Below are 17,974 nucleotides of genomic sequence, written 5' to 3'. Positions count from 1 at the left end.
TTCATCATCCGGCCGCTTCGGCCCGTTATTGTTGCTGCTGGCTTCCGGCGCGGGTGACATCAACCTCGACATTGAGGTTTTCTTCCATGCCGCCGAACCGGATGCCGCGTATCGGAGCAGCGGAACGCGAGTCCAGCCCGGCCGTCAAGCGGATATAGCGCTCGGTCGGGCAAATCGCATTGGAAACGTCAAAGCCGACCCAGCCGAGCCCCTCGACATAAGCCTCGGCCCAGGCGTGATGAGCCTCGGACTCCTGATCCTCGTCCAGCAGCAGATAGCCCGAGACATAGCGGGCGGGCACCCCGGCCGCACGGGCGGCGGCGATGAAGATGTGAGCATGGTCCTGGCACACGCCTTCCCCGGCGGCGAGCACCTGAATGGCGGTGGCGTGGGTTTCGGTGACCCCCACCTTGTAGGCCACCTTGTCGCGGATCGCATGCATCAGGGCATGGCAGCCGCCGATCTGGTCTTCCGGCGTCAGCAGGCCGGAGAGCTTGCGAATGGCGTTGTTGGCCTCTGTCAACGGCGTGACGCGGGTGTAGATCCGCACCGGCGTCTCCACGGGTTCCTCACCCAGAACGCCGTTGAGGTCGGTGGTCTCAACCGTGCCGGAGGCGGTGATGGTGACTGCCTCCAGCGCTTCGCGGCTGGAGACCATATGCACCAGATTGCCGAAGGCATCCCGGTAGGTGGTGGCCCGGTCCATGCCCGGCGCCTCGATGCGCCAGTCAAGGATCGTCTGGCCCGCGCAGGATGGCGGGGTCAGCCGCAGCTGCTGCATCGCATTGGCAAGCGGGGTGTCGTAACGGTAATGCGTCGTGTGGCGGACTGTCAGGCGCATCGGATGCTGTCTCCTGGCTTCGGCCTTCTTCTTCGGTCAGGCGAAATTGTAATCACGGGCGACCCGATCGGCGAAAGCGTTGTTCCGGAGGGTGAAGTCCACCAGGAACTCATGCAGGCCCTTGCTGTAGATATCCCGCATGTGCCCGGTCCTGAGCTGTTCCTGCATCGTGCCTGCGAGGGGAGCGCTCGGCATCTGCTCGCCGTAATAAGCGGTCAGATCATTCATCGTGCTGTTGAGCCAGTCGTAGCTGTGCGCCAGCGAGCGCGGCATCTCCCGGCGCAGGATCAGGAACTCGGCAATGTTGGCCGCTTTCAGCTCTGCATTGGGGAAAGCGAAGCGGTAGCTTCTGAGGCCAGACATGACGCGCAGGATCGAGGACCACTGGTGATGGTGCCCCTTGCCGGCCATGTCGGTGACGGGCAGCAGGATCCAGTACTTGGCATCCAGCACCCGGGCCGTATGGTCAGCCCGCTCGACGAAATGGCCAAGCTGCGAGAAGGAATAACCGTCGTCGCGCAGCAGCGTGCCCAGCAGCGCGCCGCGAAACAGCATGGCGCGCTGGCCGATCCAGGTGAGGAACTCCGGCAGCTTGTCCTGCGCCAGCGTGTGGGGCTTGACGTCGCTGAACTCGATCCAGGTGGTGTTGATCGCCTCCCAGAGTTCGGACGTGATGCCGGTGCGCACGGCGCGGGCATTGTTGCGGGCCATCTCCAGGCTGTTGCGGACGGAGGAGGGGTTCTCCTTGTCGAACAGCATGAAATTCGTCACCGCGCGCGAGGTCACCTCGCCGGATTTCTCCATGAAGGCCGCTTCGCAGCCCGAGCCTGCCAGCGCCGAGCGCCAGTCTTCGGCCTCGTTCATGCCCTGTTGCGGGATCATGGCGGTGCGCCATGCCGCTTCCAGCAGGCGTGCGGTGTTGTGGGAGCGCTCCTTGTAGCGCGACATCCAGAAAAGGGAGGCGGCTGTGCGGCCGAGCATGATGATCAGTCCTCCAGAACCCAGGTATCCTTGGTGCCGCCGCCCTGGCTCGAATTCACGACCAGGGAGCCCTTCTTCAGCGCCACGCGGGTCAGCCCGCCGGGGGTGATCCGCACCTGATCACCGATCAGGACATAGGGGCGCAGGTCCACGTGGCGGGGGGCAACCCCGGAGGCCACATGGGTGGGGCAGGCAGACAGCGACAGGGTCGGCTGGGCGATATAGTTCTTCGGATTGGCCTTCAGGATCTCCCGGAAGGCGGCAATTTCGCGCTTGGACGCGGTCGGGCCGATCAGCATGCCGTAGCCGCCCGAGCCATGCACTTCCTTGACGACGATATCGGCGAGGTTGTCGAGCACATAGGCAAAGTCGTCCGGCCGCGAGCAGTTCCAGGTCGGCACGTTGTTCAGGATCGGCTTCTGGCCGGTGTAGAACTCGATGATGTCCGGCACATAGGCATAGATTGCCTTGTCATCGGCAATGCCGGTGCCCGGCGCGTTGCAGATGGTGACCGTGCCCGCCCGGTAGGCATCGAAGAGCCCCGGCACGCCCAGCATGGAATCCGGGCGGAAGGTGAGGGGATCGAGGAAGGCATCGTCAATGCGCCGGTAGATCACGTCCACCTGCTTGGGCTGGCGCGTGGTGCGCATCCAGACCTTGCCATTGTCGACGAAAAGATCGCGCCCTTCCACCAGCTCCACGCCCATCTGGTCGGCGAGGAAAGCGTGCTCGAAATAGGCCGAGTTGTAGATGCCCGGCGTCAGGATGCAGATCGTCGGCTCCTTGCGCGTCGTATCGGGCGCAACGCTTTCCAGCGTCTGGCGCAGAAGATCCGGATATTGCTCGATTGCCGCCACCCGGTGCATCTGGAACAGATCCGGGAACATGCGCATCATGGTCTCCCGGTTCTCCAGCATGTAGGAGACGCCGGAGGGCGTGCGCGTGTTGTCTTCCAGCACGTAGAAGTCATTTTCGCCGACACGCACCAGATCGGTGCCGATGATGTGCGAATAGACGCGCCGGGCCGGGGTAAAGCCCACCATTTCCGGCAGGAAGGCATCGTTCTGCAGGATCAGTTCGGCCGGCAGCCGCCCGGCGCGGATGATTTCCTGCCGGTGGTAGATGTCATGCAGAAAGGCGTTGAGGGCACGCACGCGCTGCTCGATGCCGGCCGACAGGCGGCGCCACTCGGCGGCGGAGATGATGCGCGGGATGGGGTCGAAGGGGATGAGGCGTTCCGTCGCCTCCTGGGCGCCATAGACGGCAAAGGTGATGCCAAGGCGCCTGAAGATTGTTTCGGCTTCCCGGCTTTTGCGCGTCAGGAAGTTTTTCGGCTGGCTGTCGAGCCATTCGGCCAGTCTTGCGTAGGCCGGCCTTGGCCGCCCGTCTGCCCCCAGCATCTCATTGAAGACCTCCCGCTCTGGCGCCATTCCGTACCCCGCCGTTATTGCTGTTCATTTAGGCAAGCATGGCAAATCCGCGCAGGCTGCAAAAGAACAATCTTCACGCTCATGTGCCTAGAAGTTGTGCAATGTTCCCGGCGTTGACGGCAAAGGTCCTTCTTTGTGCTGACTTCTCGTCTTTGGCCCTGACGTGGTAGACCCTGCGGCAGATGTTTTTTTCTGAAGAGGCGGATGATGAAGGATATCCTGGCCGAACTGGAGCACCGGCGCGAGACAGCGCGGCTGGGAGGCGGGCAACGCCGCATTGACGCCCAGCACGGGCGCGGCAAGCTGACGGCGCGCGAGCGGATCGACATCCTGCTGGACGAAGGGTCCTTCGAGGAATTCGACATGTTCAAGCAGCACCGCTGCACGGACTTCGGCATGGACGAGGCGCATATCCCGGGCGATGGCGTCGTCACCGGCTGGGGCACCGTAAATGGCCGTGTCGTCTATGTTTTTTCCAAGGACTTCACGGTCTTCGGCGGCTCCCTGTCCGAGACTCATGCCCAAAAAATCATCAAGATCCAGGACATGGCCCTGAAGAACCGCGCGCCCATCATCGGCCTGTTCGATGCCGGCGGCGCGCGCATTCAGGAAGGCGTGGCAGCGCTGGCCGGTTACGGCGAGGTGTTCCAGCGCAATGTCACCGCCTCCGGCGTCATTCCGCAGATCTCGCTGATCATGGGCCCTTGCGCGGGCGGTGACGTCTATTCTCCGGCCATGACCGACTTCATCTTCATGGTGCGCGATACGTCCTACATGTTCGTCACCGGCCCGGATGTGGTGAAGACCGTGACCAACGAGACGGTGACCTCCGAGGAACTGGGCGGTGCCAGCATCCACACCACCAAGTCCTCCATCGCGGACGGCGCCTTCGAGAATGATGTTGAGGCGCTTCTGGAAATGCGCCGCCTCATCGACTTCCTGCCGATGAACAATCTGGCCGATGTGCCGGAGGTGGATTGCCATGACGATCCCTCCCGCATCGACATGAGCCTCGACACGCTGGTGCCGGACAATCCGAACAAGCCCTACGACATGAAGGAGCTTGTGATGAAGACGCTGGACGAGGGGGATTTCTTCGAGATCCAGGCGGGTTTTGCGAAGAACATCATCACCGGCTTCGGCCGCCTCGAAGGGCGCACCGTGGGCATCATTGCCAACCAGCCGATGGTGCTGGCCGGAGTGCTGGACAGTGACGCCAGCCGCAAGGCCGCCCGTTTCGTGCGCTTCTGCGACTGCTTCAACATTCCGGTCGTCACCTTCGTCGATGTGCCGGGCTTCCTGCCGGGCACGGCGCAGGAATATGGCGGGCTGATCAAGCACGGCGCCAAGCTGCTGTTCGCCTATGCGGAGGCAACCGTGCCGAAAATCACCGTCATCACCCGCAAGGCCTATGGCGGGGCCTATGACGTGATGAGTTCCAAGCACATCGGCGGCGACATCAACTACGCCTGGCCGAGCGCCGAAATCGCGGTGATGGGCGCCAAGGGCGCGGTGGAAATCCTCTATCGCTCCGAGCTCTCCGACAAGGACAAGATCGCCAAGCGCACCAAGGACTATGAGGACCGCTTCGCCAATCCCTTCGTCGCGGCCGAGCGCGGCTACATCGATGAAGTGATCATGCCCCATTCCACCCGCAAACGCGTCTCCCGCGCGCTCGCCCTGCTGCGCTCCAAGCAGGAAGAGCTGCCCTGGAAGAAGCACGACAACATTCCGCTCTGAGCAACAGACGCGAGCCCTAATGGGGCTCGCCCTCTGGCCGCAGGCACTGAGTCACCCCGGCCAAGCGGAGCGCGAGCCGGGGGCTACTCGTTTCCGGAGAGGTGCCGTTGTCTGAAGCTCTGCGGCAGCGGGACTGTGCCAGCCTCTCTGCCGCAAAGATGTCTCACCGCTCTGCGAGAGAGTGGTCCCCGGGTCTGCGCTTCGCTCCGCCCGGGGCGGCGCAGAGTGGGGGAGGGGCTGAGCCCCTCAGCCTCGCCGGTAGATCAGCAGCTGGTTGTTGGCCGGCATCGCATGGTCGGCGAGGAGCGTCAGGCCGATCGCACGGGCGAGGGCGTCGACTTTTTCAAAGTCGCGCAACCCGCTCTTCGGGTCCTTCTTGCGCAGGCTCTGGTCAAAGGCTTCGTTGCTGGGGGTGGTGAAGGCCCCGCCATATTTGAAGGCGCCATAGATGGCGAGCGTGCCGCCCTCTGCCAGCGTTTCGCCGACCCCTTCAAAGAACGCCTCGACGCCCTCCCAGCTGACGATGTGCAGGCTGTTCGAGGTGTAGATGGCGTCGAAGGCGTCGTCTGCCTCCCGGTCCGGCGTCGGCCAGGGCAGGTCGAGCACGTCGAGCTCCAGCGGTTCCTCGATGTTGTCGAGGTCGGTTTCAACGATCCGCTGTTCAAGACCCGCCAGATGCTCGGGCAGATCGCTGGGCTGCCAGACGAGATGCGGCAGGTTCTTGGCGAAATGCACCGCGTGCTGGCCTGTGCCGCTGGCAATTTCCAGCACACGGCTTGACCCGGCAAAGGCGTCTTTCAGGATTTCGAGGATGGGGGTCTTGTTATTCTCGGCAGCTGCGGAAAACGGGATCATCTCACGGTCCGGCCAGTGTTTTCATGGATCATGGCATCAGGATAATGCCAGAGCCATGATGAGAAGCAGCAAAGCCTCGATTGCGCAAGCCCCTGCAAGCACATGCAGGGCCCGGCGGATGTCGGCTTCGCCTGCATCCTTGTTCCCTTGCGGGTTCATGAAGGGGTCTTCCACCCGGTAGGTGGCATAGGCGCGCGGGCCCGCCAGTGCGACGCCAAGGGCCCCGGCCATCGCCGCCTCCGGCCAACCCGCATTGGGGGAGCGGTGCAGCCCGGCATCCCGGCGAACTGTGGACAGGGCACGGAATGGCGAGCCGTGAACAAGAGGTGCTGCGAGCGCAATGAACAGCGCCGAAAGCCGTGACGCAGGCAGGTTGATCAGGTCATCAAAACGGGCGGAAGCCCAGCCGAAATCCTGGTGCCGGGCCGTCTTGTGGCCGATCATGGAATCGGCCGTGTTGACGGCCTTGTAGGCGATGAGCCCCGGCAGGCCGAGTACGGCGAACCAGAAGACGGGAGCCACAACGCCATCGGAGAAGTTCTCGGCGCAGGATTCGATGGCGGCGCGGGAAACGCCGCTTTCGTCCAGCTGCTCCGGATCGCGCCCGACGATCATCGACACGGCCCGGCGTCCACCCGCCAGCCTGCCGTCCCGCAGGCCATCGGCGACGGCCTTCACATGCACATAGAGGCTGTTCTGGGCGAGGAACACGGCGGCGATGACAATGATCCCGGCCTCGCCATAGGGCAGGGCGGAAAGGCCTGCCTGCAGCAGAAAGCCGGTGCCCGCGCCACCTGCCACCAGCAGGACAAGCGTCAGTATGCCAGCCATACGGCGCAAGGCGGCAGGCCAGCTTTCGCGGTTGAGGCAGCGGTCCATAAGGCTGATCAGCTTGCCGATCCACACGACCGGATGCGGCAGGCGCCGCCACAGCCAGTCCGGGTCGCCGATGACGGCATCAAGGGCAATGGCTCCCAGCAGCAGCCAGAGCGCCAGCGGATCACTCAGCACGATGTTGCCTCTTCGCGCGATGCCATGGCTTTGGCGAGTGCCTGCTGCAGACGGGCAAGGCCTTCCGGCGAGCCGGGCAGGCCGAAGCGTAGCCAGGCCGGGGCATAGTCGAAGGCGCGCGCCCAGATATGATGCCGCGCCAGCGCCTGATGCAGGCGGGCGGCGCCCGGATGCTCTGCCAGCACGTAAAGCGAAGTGCCGCCGCGGATCGCAACACCTGCGGCCCGCAGCACGTCTTCAAGTGCGGCCATTTCCTGCGCCAGCGTCTTGCGCATGGCGGCCTGCCAGTCCAGATCCCGCAGGGCCTGAACACCGACTTCCAGCGCCGGGCCGCTGACGGACCAGCTTTCCAGGCGCCGGGCAAGGGCATCCGTCACATTCTGCGGCCCCGCCAGAAAGCCGAGGCGCAATCCGGCAAGACCGAAGAACTTGCCGAAGGAGCGCAGCACCAGAACCGGCTCATCCGTCAGATGCGGCAGCAGGCTGCGGGACGGATCCACGTCGGCAAAGGCCTCATCCACCACCAGAAAGCCGCGGCGCTGCTGCATGTCTCTGGCAAGGTTCAGAAGCGCCTGCGGTTCATGCCAGCGGCCATCGGGATTGTTGGGGCTGACGACGAGGGCAATCCGGCCTTCCGGCCTCTCGTGGAAAATGTCTGAAGCTTCGCTCACCTGCCGTCCGGCGCCCCGCCAGGCATCGCCGTGGCTGGAATAGGTGGGGCCTGCGATGGTGATTCTGCCTTCGGGCAGAAGGGCCGGCAGATGCGGCAGGATGACCTGCGTGCCCGGCGCTGCGGCAAGGCCGAGATGCGCGGGCACCTGATAGGCCGCACGGGCTGCATCCAGCAGGCTCTCATGCCCGGCATGCGCGGGCAGGCGGGTCCATACGGACGCCGGCAGGCTGGCAGGCACCGGATAGGCATGCGGATTGATGCCGGTCGACAGGTCCAGCCAGTCTTCCTCCGCCCCGCCGTAGGTTGCCATGGCCTGAAACAGATCGCCGCCGTGTTTCATCATGCTCTCTTGATTGGATTGTAGCCCTGCCGGAGGAGCCTTTGTGAGCTGGAGATAACCCGATCGGAGCGCCCGGCAAAAGTTTTTTTGCCCTGGCGGCCGCCCTCGGCCCTTGTCTGAGTGTGCTCCTGTCACGGCTCCGGAACTTACACCGGCGCTCGATGAGTCAAGCTCATCGAGCGCCGGTCAAGCCCGTGCGGCGCCTGAGCAATTTCAAGGCGTGATGCGTCAGCATCGAAAGCCTTGGTATTAAGTCTGAATTTATACAAATTGACATCACCAAGTTGATGTTTTGCGGTTCATTTAAGTTTATGACTTTAGGTTGTCGATGATGCTGAAGCATGACTCGGATTGCCTCAGGGGAAGTATTATGAATTCCAAATGGAATCCTGTAATTTCTGGGCGTGGTAATTTTGACAGTACTGACCACGCAGAGATGTCCGGTTTGCTGGAAACTCAGCCGGAGCAGGACGGTTCCATGCACAAATCCGGCTTGCAGGTACGGGAAAAGTTCCTGCAGGAGCATGTCTGGCTGCGCACCATGTTTGATCAGGTGGCTGACTACCTGTTCGTCAAGGACGCCCGCTGCCGGTTTGTGCTCGCCAATCGTGCCATTGCAGCCGATCTTGGGCTGGAGTCGGCGGACAGCCTGATCGGCAAGACGGATCTCGAGCTGCATCCCTTTCCTGTGGCCATGGGCTTTTTCAGGGATGAGAGGCAGGTTTTGCGCACCGGCATTCCCTTGATCGACAAGGAGGAATGCATCATTCAACCCAATGGTGCCCGCCGCTGGTTTGCGTCGTCGAAATATCCTCTCCGGGACGATGACGGGAACATCGTTGGCCTCTTCGGTGTCTGCCGCGACATCACCGAGCGGCGCAAGGCCGATGGCCTGCGCGATGCCCAGGCGCATGTGCTGGAGATGATTGCCTCCAGCGCCCCTCTCTCGGATGTTCTGGAATGCATGGTCCGTCTGATCGAGGGGCAACTGGACGGTGCCATCTGTTCCGTCCTGCTTCTGGATGAGGATGGCCGCCATCTGCGCCACGGTGCGGCGCCCAGCCTTCCGAAGGCCTATTGCGATGCGATTGATGGTGTCGAGATCGGCCCCAGCGTCGGCTCCTGCGGCACTGCGGCCTACACATGCAAACCCGTGACGGTTGCCGACATTCAGGCCGACCCGCTCTGGGCTGACTATCATCCGCTCGCCACGAAATTCGGGCTGCGCTGCTGCTGGTCCACACCGATCATGTCGCTGGACAATCGGGTGCTCGGCACATTCGCCATTTACAAGCAGACCCCGGGCGTGCCGGGACCCGTGGAAGACCGGTTGATCGCCGATACGGCCCGGATCGCAGCCATTGCCATTGAACGCAAGCGGGCCGAGGAGAAGATACGCTTTCTCGCCCACCACGATCCGCTGACCAGCCTGCCGAACCGCAGCCAGCTGGAGAGCTTCATCGACGCGGCGCTGGCCAGGGTGCACCTGCCGGATGAACGTGTGGCGGTGGTCTTTGTCGATCTCGACAATTTCAAGACCGTCAATGACAGTCTCGGCCATGCCGCCGGTGACCGGCTTCTGCTGTCCATTGCAGCAAGGCTGAGCGATGAGGTCCAGGACCGTGGCAAGGTGCTGCGCCTTGGCGGCGATGAGTTTGTGCTGATCCTGGAGGGTTCGATTGCCTCGTCTGAGGAATTGCCCCCATTCCTGCGCGGTCTGCGGGAAAAGCTGTCTTTGCCGGTGCATTTGGCCGGGCAGTCTTTTCACGTCACCAGCAGCATGGGTGCTGCCTGCTATCCAGATGATGCGACGGAGGCTGCCGCGCTGGTACAGTGTGCCGATACCGCGATGTACACGGCCAAACGCGCCGGACGGAACACGTTTCACCTGTATTCTCCCGTCGAAGGGCAGACGTCGTCCTGCAAGCTTCAGATGCTTGAAGGGATACGCCGTGCGCTGCGCAACAATGAATTCATCCTGCATTACCAGCCGCAGGTCGATCTCATGGAGAACCGGATTACCGGTTTCGAAGGGCTGGTGCGCTGGGAAAATCCCTTCGAAGGCCTCATCATGCCGCGCTATTTCGTGCCGCTGATGGAGGAGGCGGGGCTGATTTGTGAACTTGGCCACGTGGTTCTGGGCCAGGCCGTGGAGCAGGCGCGGCTCTGGCAGGAGCAGGGGTTCTCCGGCTTCAAGATCAGCATCAACATCGCGCCGCAGCAGTTCAGTGATCCGGACTGGACCCAGACCGTCATGGGCGCCCTGAAACAGGCAGGTTTGCGGCCGGGGCTGCTGGAGCTGGAAATCACCGAAGGCGTTCTGATGCAGAACGTGGAGCGGGCGGTGGCCGTCATGGCCGAGTTGCACGCGCTGGGCGTTGGTCTCGCCATCGACGACTTCGGCAAAGGGCACTCCAGCCTTGCTTCACTCAGACGTTTCCCCGTCTCCCGGCTCAAGATTGACGAGGCCCTTGTCCGCCACATTGACAGGGACGAAAGCGACCGGGGGATTGCCGAGACCGTGGTGACACTCGGGCAGAAGCTGAAGCTGCGGGTCATCGCCGAAGGCGTCGAACGGGAAGCACAGGTTGAGGCACTGCGGGCAATTGGCTGCCCGGAGGCGCAAGGCTACTTTCTCGGTATGCCCATGACAGCTGACGAAGCCACGGCTCTGCTCGAAGCGCAAGGCTGAGCGCTGTAACCTGACTGTCTTTTATGAGGTGTAAAGGGGGATGGAGGCCTCGCCCGGAATCGAACCGGGGTGGACGGATTTGCAATCCGCTGCGTAACCACTCCGCCACGAGGCCTTGGCGCGTCTTTTCGACTACCGCCTCTTTCCTGTCAAGCGGCCTCTTTGCGTTTTCCCTTCCTTGATCAGTTGCATCTGTGCCGGCGGGCAGGGCTGCAATCGGCGGAGAACGCAGGGTGAGGAGCATCATGGCCCCGGCCCCATGCAGAAGAGGCTGGTTTGAATGTCTCGAGAAGGCAGGGGGCTGCGCCGATCTGCCCCTTGTCACGCCTGCCTGCGCCCGGTAATGGATCAGGCAAGAAAGTTGGAGAGGCTTTCGCAAGAAATCGAAAGAGGCACGCGATGGGTGACTACGCGCAATCCCGCACGCGAATGGTGGATAACCAGCTCAGAACCAATGATGTCACGGATCTGCGGATCCTCGACGCGATGGAATCCGTCCCGCGTGAGCTGTTCGTGGCAGGTTCAAAGAAGCCGGTTGCCTATATCGATGAAGACACGCTCGTGTCCGACACAGGGGCACCGCGCTATCTCCTGAAGCCGCATGTGCTTGGCAAACTGATCCAGCTTGCCGAAGTGAAAGCGGATGACGTTGTGCTCGTTGTTGGCGGAGCGTCCGGCTACAGCACCGCTGTGCTCGCAGGGATCGCCGGAACGGTGGTCCAGGTGGAAGAGGATGCCGGGCTTGCGGCCCGCGCCAGCCAGACCCTCGTCAGCCTGGGCATTGAGAATGCCGCCGTCGTGGAAGGCAAGCTCGCTGAGGGCTGCGCTTCGGAAGGCCCTTATGACGTGATCCTTCTGGATGGCGCCGTTGACTTCATTCCGGAGCAACTGGCCAGCCAGCTGAAGGAAGGCGGGCGGCTCGTGGCCATCGAAGGGCGTGGCGGGGCCGGCCTTGCCCGTGTCTACCAGAACTCCGGGTCGGTGATTGGTGCCCGCTTTGGCTTCAACGCCAGCGCGCATACTCTGCCCGGCTTCGGTAAGGCCCCCGAATTCGTCTTCTGAGAACACACATATCTGAACGCCGTTCAAGTCTCGCGCCCGGAAGCTGTTGAAAAGCTGCAGTTTTCGGGCGCTTTACGTATGGCGTTACCTGTTGCAACGCTGCCGCAGCCGGACAGAAACAGATTCTTAATTTTCGGTGAGGGGTAGGCACAGCGTTGCAGCTGGGTATACTCCCCGCCAAATGACAGCACGGGTGGGGGCCCGTACATCAAGGGGCGTTTTCAGTGCGTTTTCGAGTAACCCTTTCTGCTGCTTTGCTGAGCATCAGTGCTTTCACGCTTTCTTCCACGGCTAAGGCTGAGAGCATTTCTGAAGCATTGGCGCTGGCATATGCCAACAACCCAACCCTGAATGCGGCCCGTGCTGCATTGCGTGCTACCGATGAGCGTGTGCCTCAGGCGCTTGCGGGCTGGCGCCCGACCATTGTAGCGAATGCGTCGGCTGGTTCGATCCGCACTTCCACTGGCATCGGTCCCGATAACATCCGTAATAATGCGTCCATGTCCCTGTCCATTCAGCAGGCTTTGTTCCGCGGTTTCCGGACGGTGAACTCGACCAAGCAGGCCGAAGCTCTTGTGCGTGCTCAGCGCGAGAGCCTGAGTGCGACCGAGCAGGATGTGCTGCTGTCTGCCGCGCAGGCCTATGTGAATGTAATCCGCGACACCGCGCTTGTTGCCCTGCAGCGCAGCTCGGTTGAATTCCTGCGTGAGCAGGTGCGCGCGTCCAAGGACCAGTTTGAGGTGGGGGAGGGCACCCGTACGGACGTGTCTCAGGCAGAAGCACGTTACGCCGAAGCTCAGGCGAGCCTCAACTCGGCCATTGCAAATCTGAATGCCAGCCGTGCCGTCTATGAGCAGATCGTTGGCATTGAGGCCCGCAACCTGTCGGCTTCGACGCCGATTGGCAAGATGATGCCGCGCTCGGTCGAGGAAGCCATCCGGATGGGTGAGGAGCTGCAGCCGCTGCTTCGTCAGGCGCAGCATCAGGTTGACGCCGCCCTCTACAACGTGAAGGCTATCGAGGGCGAACAGCTGCCGACCGTCACGCTGGAAGGCTCTATCGGCCGGGACTGGAAGCCGTCCCAGTCTATCAGTTCGGTGAACTCTGCCTCCGTGGTTGGGCGGGTGTCTGTTCCACTTTATCAGGGTGGAGCACTTTCGTCCCGCGTGCGTCAGGCTAAGGAAGAGCTCGGCCAGGCAGAGATTCAGCTGGATGTTTTGCGCAACCAAGTGCGCGCTAACGTGATTTCAGCCTGGGGCAACTATCAGGCCGCTGAAGCTTCTATCACAGCTGCCCAGGCCGCCGTGGAAGCGCAGCAACTGGCTCTGCAGGGTGTGATTGAAGAGCAGCGTGTTGGTCAGCGTACCACTCTGGATGTGTTGAATGCGCAGCGGGAGCTTATCATACAGCGTTCGAACCTGGTGACCGCGCAACGCAACCGCATTGTTAGCGGTTACCAGTTGCTGTCCGCCATGGGGCGTCTTGATGCGGAATTCCTGAACCTGCAGGTGGCTCGCTACGAGCCCACCGAACACTACAGCAAGGTTCGCGACAAGTGGTTCGGTATGCGTACGCCGGACGGCCGCTGATGATTCGGCGCTGATTTGCGAAATCGCCAGGAGTTCAGAGAACGCGCCCTTCCGGGGCGCGTTTTCCATTGAGAAGGCTGGTCAACCCGGCAAGTTTTTCCTATTAAAAGGGGATAAGCAGGCTGTCCTGAACTAGCGGCCTATGATGTTGACAGGCGACTCAGCATAATATCCTTAACCGAATCGTAACTTTTGGAACTTCGGTCCAGTGCGTTTGTAACCAGTTCTGGGGGAACTCATGTCGAAGGCCAGTCAGGCACAGGAACCCTCGATGGAGGAAATTCTCGCCTCCATTCGCCGGATCATTTCCGACGAGGAATCTCCTGCCGCCAGCAAGACTGCACCAGCAGCCCCGGAGCTCGTAGCCGAAATGCCGCAAGTCAATGAAATGCCTGAGGAAGAAGAAGTCGGCATGTCGCAGGATGACCTGGACAAGCTGTTCGACATGGCGGGCGATGATGATGATGACGGCGATGCTGCCATCGATGATGACATCGCGGCCTTCGAGGCCGATGAAGACCTTGCCGATGAAGATGTTCTGGAGCTGACCGAGGAACTGGCCGTCGAGGAAGAAGAGGAAGACGACCCCTTCGCCATGGTTGAGGGCATGCCCGATACGATGGACGATGACGCCGGTGACATCGCTTTCATGGAAGACGGGGATGAGCCTGCTCCGGCACCAAGGCTCGCGCCGCAGCCGGCCCGCTCGTCTGCGGCCGAAGGCCTTGCGCCCGTTTCCATGGACAATCTCGATCCGCTGGACGAGGAGACGCCGCTTGTCTCGGACATGGCGGGAGCAGCCGTCAGTGCCGCTTTCGAGAACCTGTCCAGCACCATCCTGTCGGCCAATGCCCGCACGCTGGAGGATCTGGTGAAGGAGATGCTGCGCCCGATGCTGAAGAGCTGGCTGGATCAGAACCTGCCCGTCATGGTGGAACGTCTCGTTCGCCAGGAAATCGAACGCGTGGTACGCAAGCGCTGATCTGCGGCGGCTTGTTATGTGCCATGCATGACCGGAACGCCGCCTGCGGGCGGCGTTGCCATTTCTGCCTCTCTTCAGGCCCCATTCCGCTCAGGATGTTGACTCGCTGCCCGCCATCCGATTTACACAGGCCCAGATAACGGAAAGTCCCGAGAAGCCCTCATGCTTGACAAGACCTATGACGCAGCGGCCGTCGAGCCGCGGATCACCGAAATGTGGGAAAAGGCCGGAGCCTCGCGCGCCGGTGTCGGTGCCGCCGATGGCGCCCCGTCCTATACGATCGTGATCCCGCCGCCGAACGTGACGGGCTCCCTGCACATGGGCCATGCGCTCAACAACACGCTGCAGGACATCCTCATCCGCTTCGAGCGCATGCGCGGCAAGGATGTCCTGTGGCAGCCGGGCATGGATCACGCAGGTATCGCCACTCAGATGGTTGTCGAGCGCCAGCTCGCCGAGCGCAAGGAACCCTCGCGCCGTGACATGGGCCGTGATGCCTTCATCGAGCGCGTCTGGAACTGGAAGGGCGAATCCGGCGGCATGATCTTCAATCAGCTGAAGCGCCTTGGCGCGTCCTGCGACTGGGACCGCGAGCGCTTCACCATGGATGAAGGCCTGTCGGCTGCCGTTCTGGAAGTCTTCGTGTCGCTCTTCCGCGACGGCCTGATCTACAAGGACAAGCGTCTCGTTAACTGGGACCCGAAGCTGCTGACCGCGATTTCCGACCTGGAAGTCGTGCAGCAGGAGATCAAGGGCAACCTCTGGCACTTCCGCTATCCGCTGGAAGGCGGTGCCACCTATCAGCATCCGGTGGCCTTCGATGATGATGGCAATGCGACGGAGTATGAGACCCGCGATTACATCGTTGTGGCCACCACCCGTCCGGAAACCATGCTGGGCGACACCGCCGTTGCCGTGAACCCGGAAGATCCGCGCTACAAGGACCTGATCGGCAAGCACATCATCCTGCCGCTGGTCGGCCGCCGCGTGCCGATCGTGGGTGATGACTATGCCGATCCCACCGCCGGGTCCGGCGCGGTCAAGATCACCCCGGCGCATGACTTCAACGATTTCGAGGTCGGCAAGCGCCATGACCTGCCGATGATTTCGGTTCTCGACCGTGAGGCACGGGTCATTCTGGCCGAGAATGCCGAATTCCTCGCCGGTGTGCCGGCGTCTGAGATGCTGGATGCCACCATCGCCGCCTTCCACGGGCAGGACCGCTTTGCCGTGCGCAAGGCGCTTGTTGCGCAGATGGAGGAGCAGGGGCTGCTGGATCGCATCGAGGATCACACCCACATGGTGCCGCATGGCGACCGTGGCGGTGTGCCCATCGAGCCGATGCTGACCGATCAGTGGTATGTGGATGCCGCGACGCTGGCCAAGCCTGCGATTGCCTCTGTCCGCGAGGGCCGCACCAAATTCGTGCCGTCCAACTGGGACAAGACCTATTACGAGTGGATGGAGAACATCCAGCCCTGGTGCATTTCGCGCCAGCTGTGGTGGGGCCATCAGATCCCGGCCTGGTATGGTCCCGATGGCAAGATCTTCGTCGAGAAGACGGAAGCCGAAGCGCTGAAGGCAGCCGCTGCCCACTATGGCAAGCCTGTTGAAATGGCGGCCATGGAACAGGCGCTGGCCGCCTGGGAAGCCGGGGCGGCCGGGGCAGGGGAGAGCGTTCTGCTCTACCGCGACGAGGACGTGCTCGACACCTGGTTCTCCTCCGCCCTGTGGCCGTTCTCGACGCTCGGCTGGCCGGACAAGACACCGGAACTGGCCCGCTACTTCCCGACGTCGGTGCTGATCACCGGCTTCGACATCATCTTCTTCTGGGTCGCCCGCATGATGATGATGTCGCTGCACTTCATGAAGACCGAGCCCTTCGACACCGTCTACATCCATGCCCTCGTCCGTGACGAGAAGGGGCAGAAGATGTCGAAGTCCAAGGGCAACGTCATCGACCCGCTGCAGCTGATCGACGAGTTCGGCGCCGATGCGCTGCGCTTCACGCTGGCGGCCATGGCGGCGCAGGGCCGCGACATCAAGCTGGCCACCAGCCGTGTCGGCGGCTACCGCAACTTTGCCACCAAGCTGTGGAATGCGGCCCGCTTTGCCGAGATGAACGGCTGCAAGCGCGTCGCCGGGTTTGATCCGGCCCGCGCCACCCATACGCTCAACCGCTGGATCGCCACGGAAGTCGGCCGCTGCGCCGAGGAAGTGCGCGAGGCACTGGAGGCCTACCGCTTCAACGATGCGGCCAATGGCGTCTACCGTTTTGTCTGGAACACTTATTGCGACTGGTTCCTGGAGCTGGCCAAGCCCGTGTTCAACGGCACGGATGACGCCGCCAAGGCGGAAATCCGCGCGACCGCAGCCTGGACGCTGGACGAGATCCTGAAGATCCTCCACCCCTTCATGCCCTTCCTGACCGAAGAGCTGTGGGCGCGTCTCGGCGAGGAAACCGGCGCACCGGACCAGATCCTGATGCTGACCCGCTGGCCGGCTCCCGCTCTGGCGGATGCTGCGGCCGCTGAAGAGATCAACTGGCTCGTCGGCCTCATTTCCGAAATCCGCTCCGTGCGCTCGGAAATGAACGTTCCGGCCGGTGCACAGATCCCGGTGGTGATGGTCGGTGCAGGCGATGTGACGGTTGCGAGGGTGAAGACCCACGAGGCCGCCATCCTGCGCCTTGCCCGCGCCGAAAGCCTGACGCTCGCGGACGAGCTGCCCAAGGGCGCGGCTCAGATCATTGTGGGCGATGCCACGGTCTGCCTGCCGCTGGCCGGTGTGATTGATCTGGGCGCCGAAAAGGCACGGCTTGCCAAGGAGCTTGGCAAGCTTGAGGACGAGATCGGCCGCATCGAGAAGAAGCTCTCCAACCCGGCCTTTGTCGAGAAGGCAAAGGAAGAGGTTGTCGAGGGCGAGCGCGAGAAGCTGGCCGAGCTTTCCGCCCGCAAGACGCAGGTGCAGACGGCCGTCAGCCGTCTGGCGTCTCTGGGCTGATAAACAGTCTTGCGCGGCGGCTGAAACCGTTGCCGCGCAAGGGCTTGCCTTCCGGCAGCCGCAATCGGGTGTTACGCCCGCCAAACTCAGGGACTTGCCAGGGACAATCATGCGGCAAATCAACAGGATGAAGAGCAGGCCGGTCTTCGGCACAGCCCTTGCTGGCGCCCTTGTCTGCGCCCTTGCCGCTGTGCCCGCCCGCGCGGATGTCATCGAGAACCCGGTGGCTGTCTTCTCCGGGCTCGACAAGATCACCGGCCGCATCACGTCTTTTGATGTCTATATCGGCGAGACGGTGCAGTTCGGCGCGCTTCAGGTGACGCCGCGCGTCTGTCACACCCGGCCGCAGACCGAAAATCCACTGACCACGGCCTTCGTGCAGGTGGATGAGGTGACGCTGAACAACGAGATCCAGCGGATCTTCTCCGGCTGGATGTTTGCCGCAAGCCCGGGCCTGCATGGCGTCGAGCATGCTGTCTATGACGTGTGGCTGACCGACTGCCGCCAGACCTCCACCGTGCCGCCTCCGGCTGGCTATTCCGGTCCCCCGGTCACTGTGGTGGAAGAGGGCGCAGACACACTCGGCGGCGCGGCAGGCACCGGCGAACAAGCTGAGGGCGCAATGGGCACCGTGCCCGCCCCGCGGCCCAAGCCGCCGCTGTTCTGATCATGCTGCCTGCCGGAGCGGATCCGGCAGGGCCAGTGGCTGATCCCAGCCCTCACGCCAGATCTGGCGATGCTGGCGCATGACGCGAAGGCTTGCTCCTGCGCGCAG

13 protein-coding genes and 1 tRNA gene are annotated in these 17,974 nt (G+C 62.6%); 7 read left to right on the top strand and 7 right to left on the bottom strand.

Annotation, left to right across the window (positions count from 1 at the left end; translation table 11 throughout):
* Positions 1–25: 25 nt before the first annotated feature.
* From IF10I1_RS17815 to IF10I1_RS17805, 3 genes are read right to left on the bottom strand one after another with little or no spacing between them, the layout of a single operon-like run.
* The gene (locus IF10I1_RS17815) at positions 26–841 is read right to left on the bottom strand and encodes a transglutaminase family protein (protein ID WP_050474680.1); all 816 of its coding nucleotides are present in this window, start codon (positions 839–841) and stop codon (positions 26–28) included.
* Between the two features lie 36 nt (positions 842–877).
* Entirely contained in the window at positions 878–1,822 is a 945-nt protein-coding gene (locus tag IF10I1_RS17810; RefSeq protein ID WP_094462893.1) for an alpha-E domain-containing protein, read from the bottom strand.
* A gap of 5 nt (positions 1,823–1,827) precedes the next feature.
* Positions 1,828–3,252 carry a circularly permuted type 2 ATP-grasp protein gene (locus IF10I1_RS17805; RefSeq protein WP_019965835.1) on the bottom strand — a complete coding sequence of 475 codons (1,425 nt, stop codon included), beginning with the start codon at positions 3,250–3,252 and terminating at the stop codon, positions 1,828–1,830.
* A 207-nt stretch (positions 3,253–3,459) separates the two neighbouring features.
* Here IF10I1_RS17805 and IF10I1_RS17800 point away from each other — a divergent pair, with 207 nt between their 5' ends.
* Positions 3,460–4,992, top strand: a complete 1,533-nt coding sequence (locus tag IF10I1_RS17800; protein WP_050474744.1) for an acyl-CoA carboxylase subunit beta — start codon at positions 3,460–3,462, stop codon at positions 4,990–4,992.
* 246 nt (positions 4,993–5,238) lie between these two features.
* On the opposite strand, the gene IF10I1_RS17795 is transcribed toward IF10I1_RS17800, so the two are convergent.
* Genes IF10I1_RS17795 through cobD form a run of 3 tightly spaced genes read right to left on the bottom strand, consistent with a single transcriptional unit; the run spans position 5,239 to position 7,871 of the window.
* Positions 5,239–5,847 carry a DUF938 domain-containing protein gene (locus tag IF10I1_RS17795; protein WP_122519817.1) on the bottom strand — a complete coding sequence of 203 codons (609 nt, stop codon included), beginning with the start codon at positions 5,845–5,847 and terminating at the stop codon, positions 5,239–5,241.
* A gap of 36 nt (positions 5,848–5,883) precedes the next feature.
* Entirely contained in the window at positions 5,884–6,858 is a 975-nt protein-coding gene (cbiB, locus tag IF10I1_RS17790) for an adenosylcobinamide-phosphate synthase CbiB (RefSeq protein WP_186393741.1), read from the bottom strand.
* Positions 6,852–7,871, bottom strand: a complete 1,020-nt coding sequence (gene cobD, locus IF10I1_RS17785) for a threonine-phosphate decarboxylase CobD (protein ID WP_186393740.1) — start codon at positions 7,869–7,871, stop codon at positions 6,852–6,854. The genes cbiB and cobD overlap by 7 nt, the downstream gene beginning before the upstream one ends.
* A 478-nt stretch (positions 7,872–8,349) precedes the next feature.
* Here cobD and IF10I1_RS17780 point away from each other — a divergent pair, with 478 nt between their 5' ends.
* On the top strand, positions 8,350–10,563 hold the full coding sequence (locus tag IF10I1_RS17780) for a bifunctional diguanylate cyclase/phosphodiesterase (RefSeq protein WP_058900176.1): 2,214 nt from the start codon (positions 8,350–8,352) through the stop codon (positions 10,561–10,563).
* 41 nt (positions 10,564–10,604) lie between these two features.
* On the opposite strand, the gene IF10I1_RS17775 is transcribed toward IF10I1_RS17780, so the two are convergent.
* Positions 10,605–10,678, bottom strand: a tRNA-Cys gene (locus tag IF10I1_RS17775).
* 284 nt (positions 10,679–10,962) lie between these two features.
* Here IF10I1_RS17775 and IF10I1_RS17770 point away from each other — a divergent pair.
* From IF10I1_RS17770 to IF10I1_RS17750, 5 genes are all read left to right on the top strand, one after another.
* Positions 10,963–11,625, top strand: coding sequence for a protein-L-isoaspartate O-methyltransferase (locus IF10I1_RS17770; protein ID WP_050474685.1), 663 nt, complete (start codon positions 10,963–10,965; stop codon positions 11,623–11,625).
* 224 nt (positions 11,626–11,849) lie between these two features.
* A complete protein-coding gene (locus IF10I1_RS17765; RefSeq protein ID WP_244284746.1) occupies positions 11,850–13,214 on the top strand; it encodes a TolC family outer membrane protein in 1,365 nt (454 codons plus the stop codon).
* A gap of 238 nt (positions 13,215–13,452) precedes the next feature.
* Positions 13,453–14,196 carry a PopZ family protein gene (locus IF10I1_RS17760; RefSeq protein WP_186424592.1) on the top strand — a complete coding sequence of 248 codons (744 nt, stop codon included), beginning with the start codon at positions 13,453–13,455 and terminating at the stop codon, positions 14,194–14,196.
* Positions 14,197–14,358: 162 nt separating this feature from the next.
* Positions 14,359–17,199, top strand: coding sequence for a valine--tRNA ligase (locus IF10I1_RS17755; protein ID WP_186393738.1), 2,841 nt, complete (start codon positions 14,359–14,361; stop codon positions 17,197–17,199).
* Between the two features lie 127 nt (positions 17,200–17,326).
* Positions 17,327–17,866, top strand: a complete 540-nt coding sequence (locus IF10I1_RS17750) for a DUF2155 domain-containing protein (RefSeq protein WP_186393737.1) — start codon at positions 17,327–17,329, stop codon at positions 17,864–17,866.
* The last annotated feature ends 108 nt before the right edge of the window (positions 17,867–17,974 follow it).

Origin of the sequence: Pannonibacter sp. I15F10I1, assembly GCF_900185665.1 — a bacterium.
GTDB lineage: Bacteria > Pseudomonadota > Alphaproteobacteria > Rhizobiales > Stappiaceae > Pannonibacter > Pannonibacter indicus.
This window is presented reverse-complemented; position numbering and strand designations above follow the sequence as displayed.